The organism is Cognatundibacterium rivi (genome assembly GCF_018139565.1).
GTDB lineage: Bacteria > Pseudomonadota > Gammaproteobacteria > Burkholderiales > Burkholderiaceae_D > Undibacterium > Undibacterium rivi.
Genome location: NZ_JAGSPK010000007.1, coordinates 88,927 through 104,910, shown reverse-complemented (window position 1 = coordinate 104,910; position 15,984 = coordinate 88,927). Strand labels below are relative to the sequence as shown.

The following is a 15,984-nucleotide window of genomic DNA, read 5'->3' as shown; positions in this document are numbered from 1 at the left end:
ACAAAAAACACCATTTTTTATTATTGAAAAATCTATTTTCTTCGCATGACTTTCATGTTTTCCCTGTGTGGCGAGCGCTCAGGAAGCGTGCAGCCTGTGTAAAACCATGCTGACGATGAATTCCTCTGCGTCATCGAAATCCTGTTCTGATAACGAATCCTGCGCAAGAACCAGATTCATTTGCGTTGCAAAGTCCGCATACGACTGTGTCATCGCCCAGATGGAAAATAATAAATGGGTCGCGTTGATGGCCTTGATTTTGCCCGCTGCGATCCATTTTTCAAACGTCGCAATATCCTTTTTAAACAGAGGCAAAATTTTTTCACGCATCTGCTGAGAGTACACAGCCGCACCGCTGATGACTTCCATCGCATAGACACGTGAGGCCTGCGGTTGCTCTTTTGAAAAACGTAATTTCGCGTGTATGTATTGCCGCAATAATTGCTCAGGTTCTTCATCTGAACTGGCGAGAAAATCCATGCGTTCCAGCCATTGATCCAGAATCTGATCCAGTACTTTCTGGTACAACACTTGTTTATTGGCGAAGTAATACAATAAATTTTGTTTAGAGATACCTGCACGTTCCGCGATCACGGCCAATGAGCTGCCATGAAATCCGGATTCTGCAAATACCTGTGTCGCGCTTTGTAAGATGCGAATCTCAATGGCATCACGCGCGCTGGAGATTTTTTCCACACGTTTATCCATGCACGGACTCATCGCTGATGCCGCGTAAAAATGTGAGCAATTGCGCTGAGTTGCAATACGCAATATTGAAACGGAACCACGGATAAGTGCTTGCCTGAAGACTGAAAAAATCTGCTGGAGCCAGTAATATGCCCGCGTGCAGCGCCAGTGTCGTTATCTCGTGGGCTGTACTTGTCGAGCCAGGCAATCCGGCGCTGATAAACATGCCGCCACGTGGTTCAGTCAGCAGGGTAAGGCCTGCATCCTGTAGCAGTCTGATTGCCTCAGTACGCGCGGTGTCGAGTTGTCGTTTAAGTTTTTCCAGCATGCGTCGGTAGAGTCGGGAGCTGATCGCGTGCAACACCGCACGTTCATTGATTTCCGATGTCGTCAATCCTGTCAGCATTTTGATGCGCAGTAACTCATCGATCAGCGAGTGCGACGCACACAGTGAACCAACGCGTAGTGTAGGCGACAGCACTTTGGAAAAACTACCTACCCGTATCACACGCCTGAGCCCATCCATCGCAGCTAAAGACGGTTCGGGGCGTGTGCAAAGTTCGCGGTAGATATCATCTTCAACCAGCCAGAAATCGAATTGCTCTGCCAGTGCAAGCAGGCGATGCGCCTGCGCCTGCGAAAGGCTGGTGCCGAGCGGGTTTTGCAGTACCGTGTTCACAAACATGATTTTTGGCTGATGCAGTATGGCTTTTTCCATCAGTGCATCAAGGTCCAGTCCATGTGCATCCCTTTGTATCCCGACCGGAATGCAACCATGATGGCGTATCAGTGACAGTAAATTGCTGTAACCTGGATTTTCCACCAGCACGGTGTCGCCGGGCTTACACAGCGTTCGTAATATCAGGTCAAACGCATGTGTCGCACCGTTGGTCAGCAGGATCTGTTCCGCATCAAGCTGAAACAATTCTTGTGACAACTGCTGAGCCAGATGCTGACGCAGACTGGGAAGGCCGGCCGGATGACCATAGCCGCGCAGACGTTGGGTTGGGATGCGCATCGCTTGTCTGAGTGCGTCGAGCAGGACGTCGTCACCATACCATTCCGGTGGTAACCAGCCTGAGCCTACCGGTAAAGCAGATGAAACACCGGAATACAAATCGGGGCTTAACGCATCCAGCATGGCAGGTGTGGTCGCTTGTAGCAGGGGCGATGGGGCACTGGCAGGTTTGCTCACAAAATAGCCTGAGCCTCGGCGCGAACTCAGCATGCCGAGTGTGATCAGTCGCTCGTAGGATTCGACGACAGTGAAGGTGCTGACGGCATTGCATTTAGCAAACTGACGTACCGATGGCATCTTGCTGCCGAGCGCTAAGCGATTTTGCCGGATCAGTTGGCTTACTTCGCGGACGATCTGCTCCACCAGACTTGCCTGACGCCCGCGTTCCAGCGTCAGCTGCGGCCAGATCCATGGTTCAGGTGTCTGTTGCATTTCTTTGGTCAACTCCATTTGTATCCCCCCCGATGCTGCAACGCTCAAGCCGCGATCCTGCCCGGAACTGCGACCATGACAACTATTGGTATGTCATTTGCTTTTATTACCGGCCATCACTACTGGTGATTACTACCGGCGATCAGATTCTCAATCCGGATCGTTTTGATCAAAACTGTGCAGTTCAGAAAGCCAATACGGTTGGATGAAATTCCACTGGCTGTATATGTCTTCTGTGCATATGCTTGGTTAGGATTTCATCATACTTTTACCAATCGGTAAATTATTTCAGGAGAGCCACATGCTTAGCAAACAACAACTCAATGCGTACTGGATGCCGTTTACGGCCAATCGTGATTACAAGGAAGCACCGCGTGTCGTTGCTTCGGCTGCCGGGATGTATTACCGCGATCAGGATGGTCGCGAGATTCTCGATGGTACTGCTGGCCTGTGGTGTGTGCCGCTGGGGCATTCTCATCCGACGATCGTCAAAGCGGTGCAGGAAGCAATTGCGACGCTGGATTATGCACCGGCATTTCAGATGGGGCATCCAGCCGCATTTGAACTCGCTGAACAGTTAATTGATTACAGTGGGAATAAGTTTGGTCAGGTGTTTTATACCAATTCTGGTTCCGAATCTGTTGATACGGCGATGAAGATGGTGCTGGCATATCACCGTGCGCGTGGCGAGGCGCAACGCACCCGCTTCATCAGCCGTGAGCGTGGCTACCATGGTGTAGGCTTTGGTGGCATGTCGCTCGGTGGCTTGCCGGCGAATCGCAAACAATTTGCGAATTTGCTGGGTGGCGTCGATTATCTGCCGCATACCTATAACCTCGAAAAAAATGCATATAGCCGTGGCATTCCTGAATATGGCACCCATCTCGCCGAGGAGCTCGATCGCATCGTTGCGTTACATGACGTATCGACGATAGCTGCAGTCATTGTGGAACCATTGTCGGGCTCCGCTGGTGTGATTCTGCCGCCCAAAGGCTACCTGAAACGCTTGCGCGAATTATGCGATAAGCACGGTATTCTGCTGATTTTCGATGAGGTGATTACCGGCTTCGGACGTATGGCAACACCGTTTGCCAGCGATTTTTTTGATGTCACACCTGATCTGATGACGACCGCCAAAGGGCTGACCAATGGTGTTGTACCAATGGGGGCTGTCTTCAGTAAAGCTATGATTTATGAAACGCTGCTGGACAGTCCCGCTGGCATCGAGTTTTTCCATGGTTATACCTATTCAGGTCACCCACTGGCATGTGCCGCAGGGCTGGCTTCACTCAAAGTATTCAAAGAAGAAAAAGTGCTGGAGCACGCGCAAAGCATGACTACGTATTGGGAAGATGCACTGCATTCACTGAAAGGTTTGCCGCATGTGATCGACTTGCGTAACGTTGGCCTGATCGGTGCGATCGAGCTGGCATCGATTCCTGGAAAAGTCGGTGCGCGTGCGATGGCGGTGTACAAACAGGCCTTTGCCGAAGGTGTGTTGATACGCACGACTGGCGACATCATTGCTTTATCACCTCCTTTAGTACTGGAGAAAAAACATATCGATGATTTGTTTGGAAAACTCGCCGATATCCTGAAGAAAACGGTTTGAACTATTGCGCCGGACGCTGACGTCACTTCGTCACTGTCAGCGATCTGTTGCGACGCTTCTTAACGAAAAAGAGTTTTGTGCTGCCGATGACGGCGACACCAATTTGATGTTTGCTTACTTTAGCTGAGCATCACCGGTGTCGCCGTTACTGTTATTGCTGTGCCCCTGTCACGAAAATTGCTAACAAAAACAGACGAAGTTGTTGTCATCAGAAATAAACAATCACCAACGATATTGCTGAATTGGAGCCACCTATGTTGGAAGCACTCAAGCATGTTGCATCAGCGACTTGTAGCAATGAACAACTGCAGGAAAAATTCACCGATCTGCAACCAGGTTTAAGCAGTCGTCAAGCTGCGATAGAAAGCGAACGCTGTTTGTATTGTTATGATGCACCTTGCACACGCATCTGTCCTACTGAAATAGACGTTCCCGGTTTTATTCAGAACATTGCGACCGGCAATATCAATGGTGCGGCAAAAAGTATTTTGGATCAGAACATTCTCGGTGCCAGTTGTGCACGTGTTTGCCCGACAGAGATTTTATGTGAGCACGCATGCGTGCGTAATCATGATGCTGAAGGGGCACCAGTCAGAATAGGTTTGCTGCAGCGCTATGCCTTGGATCACATGCATTTTCCGGCGCATCCATTTACGCGTGCCGCCGCGACTGGAAAAAAAATCGCGATTGTCGGCGCAGGCCCTGCCGGTCTTTCTTGTGCCCATCAACTGGCGCGAGCAGGGCATGACGTCGTGATATTTGAAGCTCAGCCACGCTCTGGCGGATTGAACGAATACGGCATTGCCAAATACAAATTAGTTGGCGAGACAGCCCAGCGCGAAGTCGATTTTCTGTTGCAGATTGGTGGGATTAGTGTGCGGCATGGTCAGGTATTAGGAAAAAATGTAAATCTGTCTGATTTACAGCGTGACTACGATGCCGTGTTTCTGGCTGTAGGTTTAGGTGCGAGCCGTCGGCTTGGTCTTGCTGATGAAGATGCACCTGGTATCGTCGCGGCAGTCGATTACATCGCAGAATTGCGTCAGACCGATGATCTGAGTCGCTTGCCGGTTCCGCGTCAGTGTGTCGTGATTGGCGCGGGTAACACGGCGATTGATATGGCAGTTCAGATTGCCCGTCTTGGTGCAGAAGACGTGACGCTGGTGTATCGCCGCGGTGCAGAAGATATGTCTGCGACTGCGCACGAGCAATCGATTGCGAAGGAAAATCAGGTTCGTATCCTGACCTGGGCGCAGCCACAGGAAGTGTTGTTGGATACCGCTGGAAACGTCGCTGGAATGCGATTTGAAAAGACCGTTGTCGTTGATGGGAAACTGAAAACAACGGGTGAAACAATAGAACTTCCGGCCCAGGCGATATTTAAAGCGATAGGGCAGAGCCTGGATCTGGCCATTCTGCAGGATACTGCGGCACAGCATTTACAGCTTGAGGGAGGCAAGATCCGGGTCGATGAAAAATACAGAACCAGTCTGGCGAAGGTGTATGCCGGTGGCGATTGCATCACTGCCGGACAAGATCTGACCGTACAGGCGGTACAACATGGCAAGCTGGCTGCGCTGGCGATCAATGACGATTTGAAAGCGAAGGTGTGATATGGCTGATCTCTCTGTAAATTTTGCTGGTATTCAAGCACCGAATCCATTCTGGCTTGCATCGGCACCACCGACCGATAAAGCCTATAACGTAGTGCGTGCGTTTGAAGCGGGCTGGGGTGGTGTCGTCTGGAAAACGCTGGGTGAAGATCCGCCACCAGTGAACGTCTCTTCACGCTATTCTGCGCACTTTGGCAAAAATCGCGAAGTGATCGGCTTCAATAATATAGAGCTGATTACTGACCGTAGTCTGGAATTGAATTTGCAGGAAATCACGCAAGTAAAAAAAGACTGGCCGGATCGCGCGATGATCGTATCGTTAATGTTTCCGTGCGAAGAGGAAAGCTGGAAACGTGTGCTGCCTTTAGTGGAAGCAACTGGTGCCGATGGTATAGAACTGAACTTCGGATGCCCACATGGGATGCCGGAACGCGGTATGGGCGCGGCGGTGGGGCAGGTGCCCGAATACGTAGAAATGATTACACGCTGGTGCAAAAAATATTCCTCATTACCCGTGATTGTGAAGCTGACCCCTAATATTACCGATGTACGTATTCCGGCACGCGCTGCGTTTGCAGGTGGCGCTGATGCGGTATCTTTAATTAATACGATTAATTCTATTACCTCGATCGATCTCGATCAGATGATTGCCCGGCCGATTGTTGGTACACAGAGTACGCATGGCGGTTATTGTGGCAGTGCGGTTAAGCCGATTGCGCTCAATATGGTCGCCGAAATTGCGCGTGATCCGGCGACCAAAGGTTTGCCGATTTCCGGCATCGGTGGTGTCAGTAACTGGCGCGATGCCGCTGAGTTTCTGGCATTGGGTGCCGGGTCGGTTCAGGTTTGTACCGCAGCGATGCTGCATGGCTTTCGCATCGTTAAAGAAATGCAGGATGGTTTGTCGCGCTGGATGGATGAAAAAGGCTATCAGCGTATCAGTGATTTCGCAGGAAAAGCGGTGGCGAATACCACCGACTGGAAATATCTGGATATGAATTATCAGGTCATCGCGGAAATTGATCAGGATAAATGCATACAATGCGGTCGCTGTTATATTGCCTGCGAAGATACCTCGCATCAATCGATTGCACAGCTGATCAGCGCAGAAGGCACGCGTCGTTACGAAGTGAAAGCAGAAGAATGCGTGGGCTGCAATCTGTGTCAGATCACTTGCCCTGTCGAACAATGCATCACGATGGTGCCGCAGGCGACGGGCAAGCCTTATATGAACTGGACACAAGACCCGCGTAATCCCCGGGCGCTCAATAAATAGTGAACCGAGTAGCCAACAGCTTGCGCAAGGAAGTCGCTATGTCCGTTGCTCAGGCAAGGTCCGTGTCGGATCTGTTTCATGCTTTGCTTGTCATCAGTCTTAGGTGAGCGTATAAATCCCGCTTTGTTCCGTTATGACCTGAATTCGTGTCGTACCGGATTTGACAGGAATGGATACGGCACTGGCTGAGGGAAAAAGTCAGACAGCTGATATGTGTGTTTTGTGGAATGAAGTTTGCTAAGTAAGTCAAACATCTGCCATGATTTTAAGATAGTTTGGCGGCATATCATTCCGCTCAACATTGGCATTGTTGTCTGTATCCGTCGTGCTGCTATGTACGGATGAGTTTGTGCAAATCCTCAGATATTGACCTTGGAGAAAAACGATATGCAATCGGAAAGTAATCAACTTTGGAATGAGGATTTAGCACCGACCTCAGAAGCGCAGCGCACCTGGCGTTGGTATCACTTCGCCGCGTTATGGGTCGGCATGGTGATGTGCATTCCCGCTTACACCTTGTCTGCCAGTCTGATTGAGGGCGGCATGTCAGGCTATCAGGCGGTCTGGACAGTATTTCTGGCGAATGCGATTGTGCTGGTTCCTATGCTTTTGATTGGTCACGCCGGTGCAAAATATGGTATCCCTTATGCGGTGCTGGCGCGTACCTCGTTTGGCGTGCGCGGTGCACGTTTGCCCGCACTGATGCGAGCGATTGTTGCCTGTGGCTGGTATGGCATACAAACATGGTTTGGCGGACAAATGATTTACACACTGGGCGGCGTCTTGCTCGGTCATCCGCTTGGCGGCGACAACATCGCAGGCTTAGGGATCAATGCTGCACAACTGGTTTGTTTTCTGATTTTTTGGGGCATACAGTTCTGGTACATTTTTCATGGCATGGAATCGATACGTCAGCTTGAGACATATACGGCGCCATTAAAGATACTTATCTGTTTCGTGTTACTGGCATGGGTGTACAACAAGGCAGGCAGTTTTGGCGCTTTGCTGGATCAGCCTTCACAGTTTGTTGAAGGCGGAAAAAAAGCAGGACAATTCTGGACGACATTCTGGCCGTCGCTGACTGCGATGATCGGTTTTTGGGCAACACTCGCACTGAATATTCCTGATTTCACACGTTTTGCCAAATCACAAAAAGATCAGATACTTGGTCAGACTGTGGGTTTGCCTGCACCTATGGGCTTATTGGCTTTAATGGCGGTGATCGTCACTTCAGCGACTGTCGTTTTATATGGCAAGGCTTTGTGGGACCCGGTGGATGTGGCGAGCCGCATGACAGGTGCTGCCGTGCTGATTGCGCTGGTGATTTTGCTGATCGATACCGTCTCGGTCAATCTTGCCGCGAATCTTGTCGGCCCCGCTTACGATTTCTCGGCATTAAATCCCCAATTGATTTCGTATAAAACCGGTGGCTACATTACCGCCGGTATTGCGCTGGTAATGATGCCGTGGAAAATTCTGGAAACCACACAAGGCTATATCTTCACATGGCTGATCGGCTACTCAGCTCTGCTTGGGCCTATTGCCGGTATTCTGATTATCGACTATTACTTCATTCGCCAGACGCAGATTAATGTACCCGCTTTGTATGAGGAGCATGGTCAATACAGCTACCGTAAGGGCTGGAATATGGCGGCAGTGATGGCATTTGCGATTGGTGTTATACCCAACATTCCGGGCTTCCTGAACGCCGCATTTCCAGCTTCTTTTCCAGAGGTTTCCGCGATGCTGAAAACGATTTATACCTATGCCTGGTTTGTCGGCCTGGCGATTTCCGGTATCGTGTATTTTGTGTTGATGCGAAATAAGCGCGCTGCCGTTTGATGGTATCAAGTGACAGGCGTACGTGTCTGTGAAGCTGAATTCAAATGAGGTGAACCTGCGTTGACCTCTTTCATTGCAGTATTCGGAACGGAGGGGTGATGAGTATTCTGATTCGTGGTGGTACGGTAGTGAATGCAGACCGTGAATTTCAGGCGGATGTGTTGTGTGATGGCGGAAAAATTCTGGCGGTAGGCGAGCAACTGGAAGCCCCTGCCGGTGCTGAAATCATTGATGCCGCTGGCTTGTATGTCATGCCAGGTGGAATTGATCCGCATACGCACATGCAGTTGCCATTCATGGGAACCGTCACGCAGGATGATTTCTTTAGTGGCACCGCGGCAGGCTTGGCTGGCGGTACGACCAGCATCATTGACTTCGTTATTCCCGATCCGCAGCAAAGCCTGATGGAGGCATTTCATCTCTGGCGTGGTTGGGCAGAAAAATCGGCTGCCGATTACTCGTTTCATGTCGCGGTAACCTGGTGGGACGATAGCGTACATGCCGATATGGGAACGCTGGTACGCGAACATGGTGTCAACAGCTTCAAGCATTTCATGGCGTATAAAAACGCCATCATGGCCGATGACGAAATCCTCGTGAAAAGCTTTAGTCGCGCACTGGAACTAGGGGCGATGCCGACCGTGCATGCGGAAAATGGTGAATTGGTTTATCTGTTACAGCAACGTTTGCTGCAAGAAGGTAAAGCCGGGCCAGACGCTCATCCCTTATCCCGCCCGCCGATGGTAGAGGGGGAAGCCGCCCAGCGCGCCATCGCGATTGCGAATGTACTCAATACGCCGCTGTATGTTGTACATGTGTCGTGTGCCGAATCGCTGGGTGCGATTACACGTGCCCGTGCGAGTGGTCAGCGTGTCTTTGGTGAAGTACTGGCCGGACATCTGACGATTAACGACAGCGTCTATCAGCACCCTGAATTTGCGCAGGCAGCCGGGCATGTCATGAGCCCGCCTTTCCGCAGCAGCAGTCACCAGCAGGCTTTGTGGCAGGGGTTACAAGGTGGGAATCTGCACACCACAGCAACTGATCACTGCACATTTTGCGCTGAACAAAAAGCGATGGGGAAAGATAATTTCACCAAAATTCCGAACGGTTGTGGCGGCATAGAAGAACGCATGATGGTGTTATGGGATGCCGGCGTGAATACCGGTCGTCTGACGCCTTCCGAATTTGTGAAAGTCACGTCAGCTAATTGCGCTCAGATTTTTAATATCTATCCACGTAAAGGTGTGATTGCTGCCGGTGCGGATGCTGACATCGTATTGTGGGATGCGGAAGGCAGCAAGACATTATCGGTCAAAACACAATTTTCGAAAGGCGATTTCAACGTCTTTGAGGGCCGCACAGTGAAGGGCATTCCTACCCATACGATCAGTGGCGGGCAACTGGTCTTTAAAGAAGGTGATTTGCGTGCCGTCGCCGGTCATGGCAAATACATTCAGCGCCCACCGTTTTCAGCGATGTTCGGCGCACTCAGCAAAATGCACAATGCAATCTGACAGGAGTACAACATGTCTGCAGCAGATTTAAGAATTAATGGTGATCGCTTATGGTCATCCCTGATGGAACTCGCACAGATAGGCGCAACTGCGAAAGGTGGTGTGAAACGTTTGGCGCTGACTGACCTTGATAAGCAAGGCCGTGATCTGGTTGTCTCCTGGGGTAAGCAGGCTGGCATGAGCGTTACCGTCGATCAGATCGGCAATGTCTTCATGCGTCGAGCCGGGCGAAATTCTGCGCTGCCACCGGTAATGTCCGGCAGTCATATCGATACCCAACCTACCGGCGGCAAGTTTGATGGTAACTATGGTGTGCTGGCCGCGCTGGAGGTTGTGCGTACGCTGAACGATCATCATATCGAAACAGAAGCACCGATCGAAGTCGCGTTCTGGACCAATGAAGAAGGCTCGCGTTTTGTGCCGGTGATGATGGGCTCAGGTGTTTTCTGTGGTGCATTTACGCTGGAAACCGCGTATGCAGCGAAAGACACTGAAGGTAAAACCGTCGGCGAAGAACTCGAACGCATAGGATATAAAGGCGCAGAAATACCAGGACAGCACCCTATTGGCGTATATTTTGAAACGCATATAGAACAAGGCCCGGTGCTCGAAGATGCGGACAAAGTGATCGGTGTTGTGCCGGGAGTACTGGGTCTTTCCTGGTACGATTGTGTGGTTACCGGAATGGAGGCGCACGCAGGCCCGACACCGATGGGCTTACGTAAAGATGCATTGCAAGTCGCCACTGGCATCATGCAGGAAGTGGTGAACATCGGTAATCGTTATCCACCATATGGTCGCGGCACCGTTGGCATGGTGCAGGTATTTCCGAACAGCCGTAACGTGATTCCCGGTGAAGTCAAATTCAGTATTGATCTGCGTAACGTGTCTTCAGAATTACTCGACACTATGCATCAGGAAATTCTGGCGTTTGTTGAGCAGACCAGCAACAACAGCGGACTTCAGATTAGTGTCGAAAGAGTCTCTTATTATCCGCCGTGTCCGTTTCATCCTGATTGTGTGGAAGCGGTCCGCAATGCCACTGCCGCGTTGGGTTACAGCGCGATGGATGTCGTTTCCGGTGCGGGTCATGACGCCATCTACACCGCCAGACTGGCACCTTCGGGCATGATCTTTGTTCCCTGCAAAGACGGTATCAGCCATAACGAAATCGAAGACGCGAAGCCGGAGCATCTGGCTGCCGGGTGCAACGTGTTATTGCACGCAATGCTGGCGACAGCGCAGCGCCTTTAACTCGATCCGAAGAGGTACAGAACATCTTCTTACCTCTTTACTTTGTTAATCTGCAATGCAGATTGTTAGCGTCAGATATACGCTTGTATATCCACCTCATCAATTTGTTCAGTCTTCATAAACATTTTCGCGTATTCCAGATAGATACCTGATTTCAGGAATAGCGTGAATAAGTCACCATCAATATGCTGGTCTTTTTTCATGAAGCTCATAATTTTGATGGCCTCAGATAATTTCTTCCCATTCTTGTACGGTCGGTCAGCCGCTGTCAGGGCTTCAAAAATATCGGCGATGGCCATCATGCGCGCAGGGATACTCATCTCTGCGCCGGTCAGACGTTTCGGATAGCCGGTGCCATCCATTTTTTCATGATGACCGCCAGCGATTTCAGGTACCTTCGCCAGATAGCGCGGAAACGGCAATTTCCCCAGCATCATGATGGTTTGCGTCATGTGTTCATTGATTTTATAGCGTTCCTCTTCTGACAAAGTGCCACGGGTTACGCACAGGTTATACAGCTCGCCGCGGTTATATAAATTCTCTGGCACCTTTATCTTGAAGCCCCATGGATTATCTGCAGGAATGTGATCGCGTGCTGAGCGGGTAAAAATGTGTTCAGGTTTGTCGCTGAGCAGATATTCTCTTGCTGGCAGTGCCGGTTCTGGTGTGCGGTTTTTGCGTTCTTTTTCATCGTGTGAAATACCGATGCGGTCCGATAATGTTCTGAGCCATGTGCGTTCAGCGATCCCTTTTATAAGGGCGATCTTATCTGGTGCCATGAATTCTCCACCTTCATTGCACTCGGCGATAAAGGCAAAGTCGTCATCCAGTTGCTTGATTTCCGCCTCAAGTTTTTCTTTCAGTTCAGACGTATTCCCGCCATTGGCAATGGCTTGCCAGTAAGCGATCTCGGCATCGCGTTTCATTACTTCAAAGCGCATGCGTATTTCATGAATACGGTCATACAGCGTTTCCAGTTTTGTGGCCTTATCGACGATGTATTCCGGCGTTGTGACTTTACCGCAGTCATGCAACCACGAGGCCACATGCAATTCTTCCCACTCGTCGTCATTCAGATTAAAGCTCGCATACGGCCCACTGGTTTCTCTGCAGGCTGCTTGTGCGAGTAATTTTGTCAGCACAGGAACGCGCTGGCAATGGCCGCCGGTGTAGGGGCTTTTCGCATCAATCGCACTGGCGATCAGTTGTATGAACGATGCCAGTAAGGCTTTTTGTTCCTGAATCAGACGTTGATTTTCTATTGCGACTGCCGCCGCGCCAGATACAGCTTCCGCCATCGCCAGATGGGCTTCATCAATTCCGGCTGCGTCAATCACCAGTGCAATCGCACCTGAAAGCGTATTGTTGCGGTCTTTTAGCGGAATAGAAATCAGTGTCATTACATGCGACGACTCTGGTAATGCACTGAAAAAAATTTTAAGATCGCCAGCCTGTAGTTGCATAATTTGCGAACCGGAATGGCAGGCCGCGACAACCGGATGACTGTGATCACTCATGGCGATGCTTTGCGCATCTGTTTCAACCACCTGATGGTCGGCATAAATCTGCACAACGTTGAGCGCATTTTTTTGCGGTTCATGCAGATACAGTACGCCCGATTTGGCGCCCGTTATTTCAGACATTTCTTTTAAAACTCTGGCCAGCAGACGATCATAATTACTTTCTGACGCAAGGCTGCTGGCGATGTCGAGAAACGATTGTATGGTGGCTTTCATTCCTTTCATAGAATCAGCAAGATCAGCAATTTCTCTGATACGTGATTCAATTTCTATTTTGCTGTGAAAGTCGAAGTGCGCAATTTTTTTCGCTTCATCTGACAATTGATTCAACGGTTTTGACGCCAGACGTGAAAAATAAATTGTCACGCCGATTTCTCCGAGCAGCAGTAGCGCGAATATCACGATGTTTTGTTTGCGCATGCTCAGGATGTCTGCCAGCAGTTCCGCATGTGGACTGGCGATCAGTATGTTCAGATCCTGCCCACCAGGAATATGCAGTTTTGTCTGATATGTTGACCAGGTCTCACCGTGCACATCAATCGCGGCACTTTTAGTGTGAGTCTGTTCTACTGATGCCGATCCCTCAGTTTTTCTGATTTGATTCAGCACTGGTGCATCCTGATCTGCGAGCAGCGGCATGCCTTTGCTGCCATCTTTACGTATACTGATCTGCGGCTTATAGCTGTCATACCGCCCGTTTTTCCATGCGAGTAACTGCCCTTGCTGATCCGTCAGTGCAATTGTCGTCGAGGGCGTGATGTTGTGATTCCTGATGATGTCTTGTATCGTCGGCATTTCAATATCGATGCCAACCACCGCTTCTTCATTCACAATTTTTTGTGAGTAGGTGATACCGATTTGTCCGGTAGTAAAGAAATAATAGGGCTCCGATACGTTAGCCCTGGTTGGATTTTCCATCGCCGACAGATACCAGTTACGTTGGCGTGGATCGAAATTTCTTAAAGGAATTTCCAGCCGTTTTATTTCTTTGAGTTTGTCGTCCAGATACACGAGGTATTCGACCAGTTGGCCATGATCATGGCTGCTGCTTTGTGCTATCCAGATAGTATCGGGCGGGGCGTTAAATACTTCTTTGCCGCCATTCGATTTTGCAAACTGACGCAATAGAAAAAAATCGCCATTGGCATAACCGACATAGGCGGACGTTGCCGACGGCAGTTTTTCTATTGCTTTCGCCAGATAGGCGACATGTCGCAGTCGCTCATTCAGGCTGCTACCGGGTAAGGGATGAATCTGCGCCAGAATTTCCGTCTGATTTTTTACCGGTTCATAAATTTCCCGGATATCGGTAGTAATTTCTTTACCGATCAGCTCATAAGCATTGTTCGCCTGCGCAAGAATGATCCTGCTCATGTGCGGAAATTGTACCGCGCCCATAATCAGCGCAAAAATCAGAATAAGTCCGGTAAAAAAATAAGAAATGTAGATATAGAAATACACGTTCTTTTTCGTCGGCATGGCATGCTTTCTGAAGTTGTTTACCAGGGCGGAATGACTTTTTTGTTTGACGCAGAAACTTTCAGTGCAAAAATTGAAAAAACTATTCGGTTCAGGCACGCAGCCTTTCACGTATCAACTTGTACTACAAAACGCTGCAACGAGACGCAGGTATTGACAGCTATATGTAGCACGGCTGAAAGCCGCAGTATTCCTTACGTATTATTTTCTTTCGGAGCAAATAAGGCTTGCTCCATCAGGTCTGCCATCGCAATGCCATCCTGATTATTTTCTTCACGCAAACCCATCGCAATATTGATACGGTTTTGCGTTATTTTATTTTGACTTGCTTTCCATTTTCCCGTGATGCGGGTGATAGGAATTTCGATGCCGACGATGCTCTCCATCAGATGATGAATATAGTCTGACGGGGCATCGCTGATGTGCCACGGCATCGTGCGTTGTTCCTCAAAATGTGTGGTCAGACTATTGAGCAGTGCGAGAAATTCCTGTTGATTATCGACGATACGTAACTTTCCGTATGCGTGCACCACGGCATAGTTGTATGTTGGAACGACGGCGCCATTCTGTTTTTTTTCTTCGTACCAGCTCGGGGTAATGTAAGCGCTCGGCCCCTGAAAAATACACAGCATCTCTGATGGGTATTGCCATAACGGATTTTGTCGCGCGACGTGTCCGCGCAACGTACCGAACGGCGCGTCAGCACTTGGCGCTGTGATGATCATGGGAATGTGATCCGCGGTCATGCCATCTTCTGTCGAGGTTACTATGCTAGCCAGAGGATGTGCATCGATCAGTGCATGTAGCACTTCAATTTTTTGCTCGGAAAACGCCGCGGGTGTGTACATTTTATTTGCTCACACTGGGGTAATGACGACTTCTGCACGGATAGAGTTCGCGATATAACAGTGCTCGTGGGACAAGTGATGCAGCGCCAGAATTTGTTCCGCAGTCGGAATGGCTGCCCCGGAAAATACAGTATGCGGGCGCAGGTCTATGCGGGTGATGGACATTCGCCTTTTCTCATTTTTCTCCATGATGCCCGCAGCATTATCTTCATAACTGTCAACGATAAAACCTTGCTTGCTTGCGAAGGCGAGAAAAAACAGCATATGACAGCTCGACAGCGCGGCGACCAGTGCTTCTTCCGGATCAATGTTTTCTGCCACCGATAACGGCAAAGGAACGGAGGATGGTGCGGAAGACGCCGGTACAGTCAGACCGCCGTCAAATTTCCACTCGTGACCGCGGCTATATTTATTGTCACTAAAATTCTGCTCACCACGATTCCAAACCACTTTTGCACAATACTGTTCCATATAATTCCTTCTGGCGATCATGGATAAATTTAGCTGTACCTATCCCGGCACGATTTGATGCTGCGTTGCCAAACAGCGCGATCAGTAAAACTGGTACGCTCAGTGTTGACAGACAGTTTAACGTAATGATCAGAATACTTGTAGCCGATCTGCAGTGGTATCAACACGAACATTGATACCGATCCGGATTCTGACGTATTTTTTTCTTCGCTGTGGCTGAATATCTACAGTTCTATGCCTTGCGTCTGAAAGGCACGATGTAATCTCTCATGAATGCCACGGCCTGTCGCACGGATAACTTGTGATTGTCGGTGAGACAGCAGCTCCAGCTGCAACGATAATTGCGCTGAATCGGGTGGCTGTGTTCTGCGTTCCAGAAGCGGATGTGCCTGATAAGCGTAGTACGGAAATTGTG

Annotated in this window: 11 protein-coding genes; 6 read left to right on the top strand and 5 right to left on the bottom strand. The window is 49.8% G+C overall.

Annotation, left to right across the window (positions count from 1 at the left end; genetic code table 11):
* Positions 1-78: 78 nt before the first annotated feature.
* Both KDM87_RS16950 and KDM87_RS16945 read right to left on the bottom strand, forming a co-directional pair.
* A complete protein-coding gene (locus tag KDM87_RS16950) occupies positions 79-708 on the bottom strand; it encodes a TetR/AcrR family transcriptional regulator (protein ID WP_230407846.1) in 630 nt (209 codons plus the stop codon).
* The gene (locus tag KDM87_RS16945) at positions 701-2,185 is read right to left on the bottom strand and encodes an aminotransferase-like domain-containing protein (protein ID WP_329604948.1); all 1,485 of its coding nucleotides are present in this window, start codon (positions 2,183-2,185) and stop codon (positions 701-703) included. Before KDM87_RS16945 ends, KDM87_RS16950 begins: the two co-directional genes overlap by 8 nt.
* Before the next feature lie 253 nt (positions 2,186-2,438).
* Here KDM87_RS16945 and aptA point away from each other — a divergent pair, with 253 nt between their 5' ends.
* The 6 genes from aptA (at position 2,439) to KDM87_RS16915 (ending at position 11,251) form a co-directional block, all read left to right on the top strand.
* Positions 2,439-3,749 carry an omega-aminotransferase AptA gene (gene aptA, locus KDM87_RS16940; RefSeq protein ID WP_230407845.1) on the top strand — a complete coding sequence of 437 codons (1,311 nt, stop codon included), beginning with the start codon at positions 2,439-2,441 and terminating at the stop codon, positions 3,747-3,749.
* 254 nt (positions 3,750-4,003) lie between these two features.
* Positions 4,004-5,362: an NAD(P)-dependent oxidoreductase gene (locus KDM87_RS16935; protein ID WP_212680308.1), complete on the top strand. Its 1,359-nt coding sequence runs from the start codon at positions 4,004-4,006 to the stop codon at positions 5,360-5,362.
* A gap of 1 nt (position 5,363) precedes the next feature.
* Complete coding sequence (preA, locus tag KDM87_RS16930; RefSeq protein WP_212680307.1) at positions 5,364-6,638, top strand: NAD-dependent dihydropyrimidine dehydrogenase subunit PreA; 1,275 nt, start codon at positions 5,364-5,366, stop codon at positions 6,636-6,638.
* A 387-nt stretch (positions 6,639-7,025) separates the two neighbouring features.
* A complete protein-coding gene (locus KDM87_RS16925) occupies positions 7,026-8,480 on the top strand; it encodes an NCS1 family nucleobase:cation symporter-1 (RefSeq protein ID WP_212680306.1) in 1,455 nt (484 codons plus the stop codon).
* A 98-nt stretch (positions 8,481-8,578) separates the two neighbouring features.
* On the top strand, positions 8,579-9,997 hold the full coding sequence (hydA, locus tag KDM87_RS16920) for a dihydropyrimidinase (protein ID WP_212680305.1): 1,419 nt from the start codon (positions 8,579-8,581) through the stop codon (positions 9,995-9,997).
* A 12-nt stretch (positions 9,998-10,009) separates the two neighbouring features.
* Positions 10,010-11,251 carry a Zn-dependent hydrolase gene (locus KDM87_RS16915; protein WP_212680304.1) on the top strand — a complete coding sequence of 414 codons (1,242 nt, stop codon included), beginning with the start codon at positions 10,010-10,012 and terminating at the stop codon, positions 11,249-11,251.
* A 71-nt stretch (positions 11,252-11,322) separates the two neighbouring features.
* Here KDM87_RS16915 and KDM87_RS16910 read toward each other — a convergent pair whose 3' ends face one another.
* The 3 genes from KDM87_RS16910 to KDM87_RS16900 all read right to left on the bottom strand — a co-directional run bounded on the left by KDM87_RS16910 (position 11,323) and on the right by KDM87_RS16900 (position 15,569).
* Positions 11,323-14,250 (bottom strand): HD domain-containing phosphohydrolase, encoded by a 2,928-nt coding sequence (locus tag KDM87_RS16910; RefSeq protein WP_212680303.1) that lies wholly within the window; start codon positions 14,248-14,250, stop codon positions 11,323-11,325.
* Positions 14,251-14,444: 194 nt separating this feature from the next.
* Positions 14,445-15,098, bottom strand: coding sequence for an FMN-binding negative transcriptional regulator (locus tag KDM87_RS16905; protein ID WP_212680302.1), 654 nt, complete (start codon positions 15,096-15,098; stop codon positions 14,445-14,447).
* 9 nt (positions 15,099-15,107) lie between these two features.
* The gene (locus KDM87_RS16900; protein ID WP_212680301.1) at positions 15,108-15,569 is read right to left on the bottom strand and encodes an OsmC family protein; all 462 of its coding nucleotides are present in this window, start codon (positions 15,567-15,569) and stop codon (positions 15,108-15,110) included.
* Between the last annotated feature and the right edge of the window lie 415 nt (positions 15,570-15,984).

Bases quoted from the DNA above. Each gene is read 5' to 3' on its own strand.
- hydA (WP_212680305.1), top strand. From the start codon at position 8,579: ATGAGTATTCTGATTCGTGGTGGTACGGTAGTGAATGCAGACCGTGAA.
- KDM87_RS16910 (WP_212680303.1), bottom strand. From the start codon at position 14,250: ATGCCGACGAAAAAGAACGTGTATTTCTATATCTACATTTCTTATTTT.
- KDM87_RS16915 (WP_212680304.1), top strand. From the start codon at position 10,010: ATGTCTGCAGCAGATTTAAGAATTAATGGTGATCGCTTATGGTCATCC.
- KDM87_RS16925 (WP_212680306.1), top strand. From the start codon at position 7,026: ATGCAATCGGAAAGTAATCAACTTTGGAATGAGGATTTAGCACCGACC.
- aptA (WP_230407845.1), top strand. From the start codon at position 2,439: ATGCTTAGCAAACAACAACTCAATGCGTACTGGATGCCGTTTACGGCC.
- KDM87_RS16935 (WP_212680308.1), top strand. From the start codon at position 4,004: ATGTTGGAAGCACTCAAGCATGTTGCATCAGCGACTTGTAGCAATGAA.
- KDM87_RS16905 (WP_212680302.1), bottom strand. From the start codon at position 15,098: ATGTACACACCCGCGGCGTTTTCCGAGCAAAAAATTGAAGTGCTACAT.
- preA (WP_212680307.1), top strand. From the start codon at position 5,364: ATGGCTGATCTCTCTGTAAATTTTGCTGGTATTCAAGCACCGAATCCA.
- KDM87_RS16950 (WP_230407846.1), bottom strand. From the start codon at position 708: ATGGATAAACGTGTGGAAAAAATCTCCAGCGCGCGTGATGCCATTGAG.
- KDM87_RS16900 (WP_212680301.1), bottom strand. From the start codon at position 15,569: ATGGAACAGTATTGTGCAAAAGTGGTTTGGAATCGTGGTGAGCAGAAT.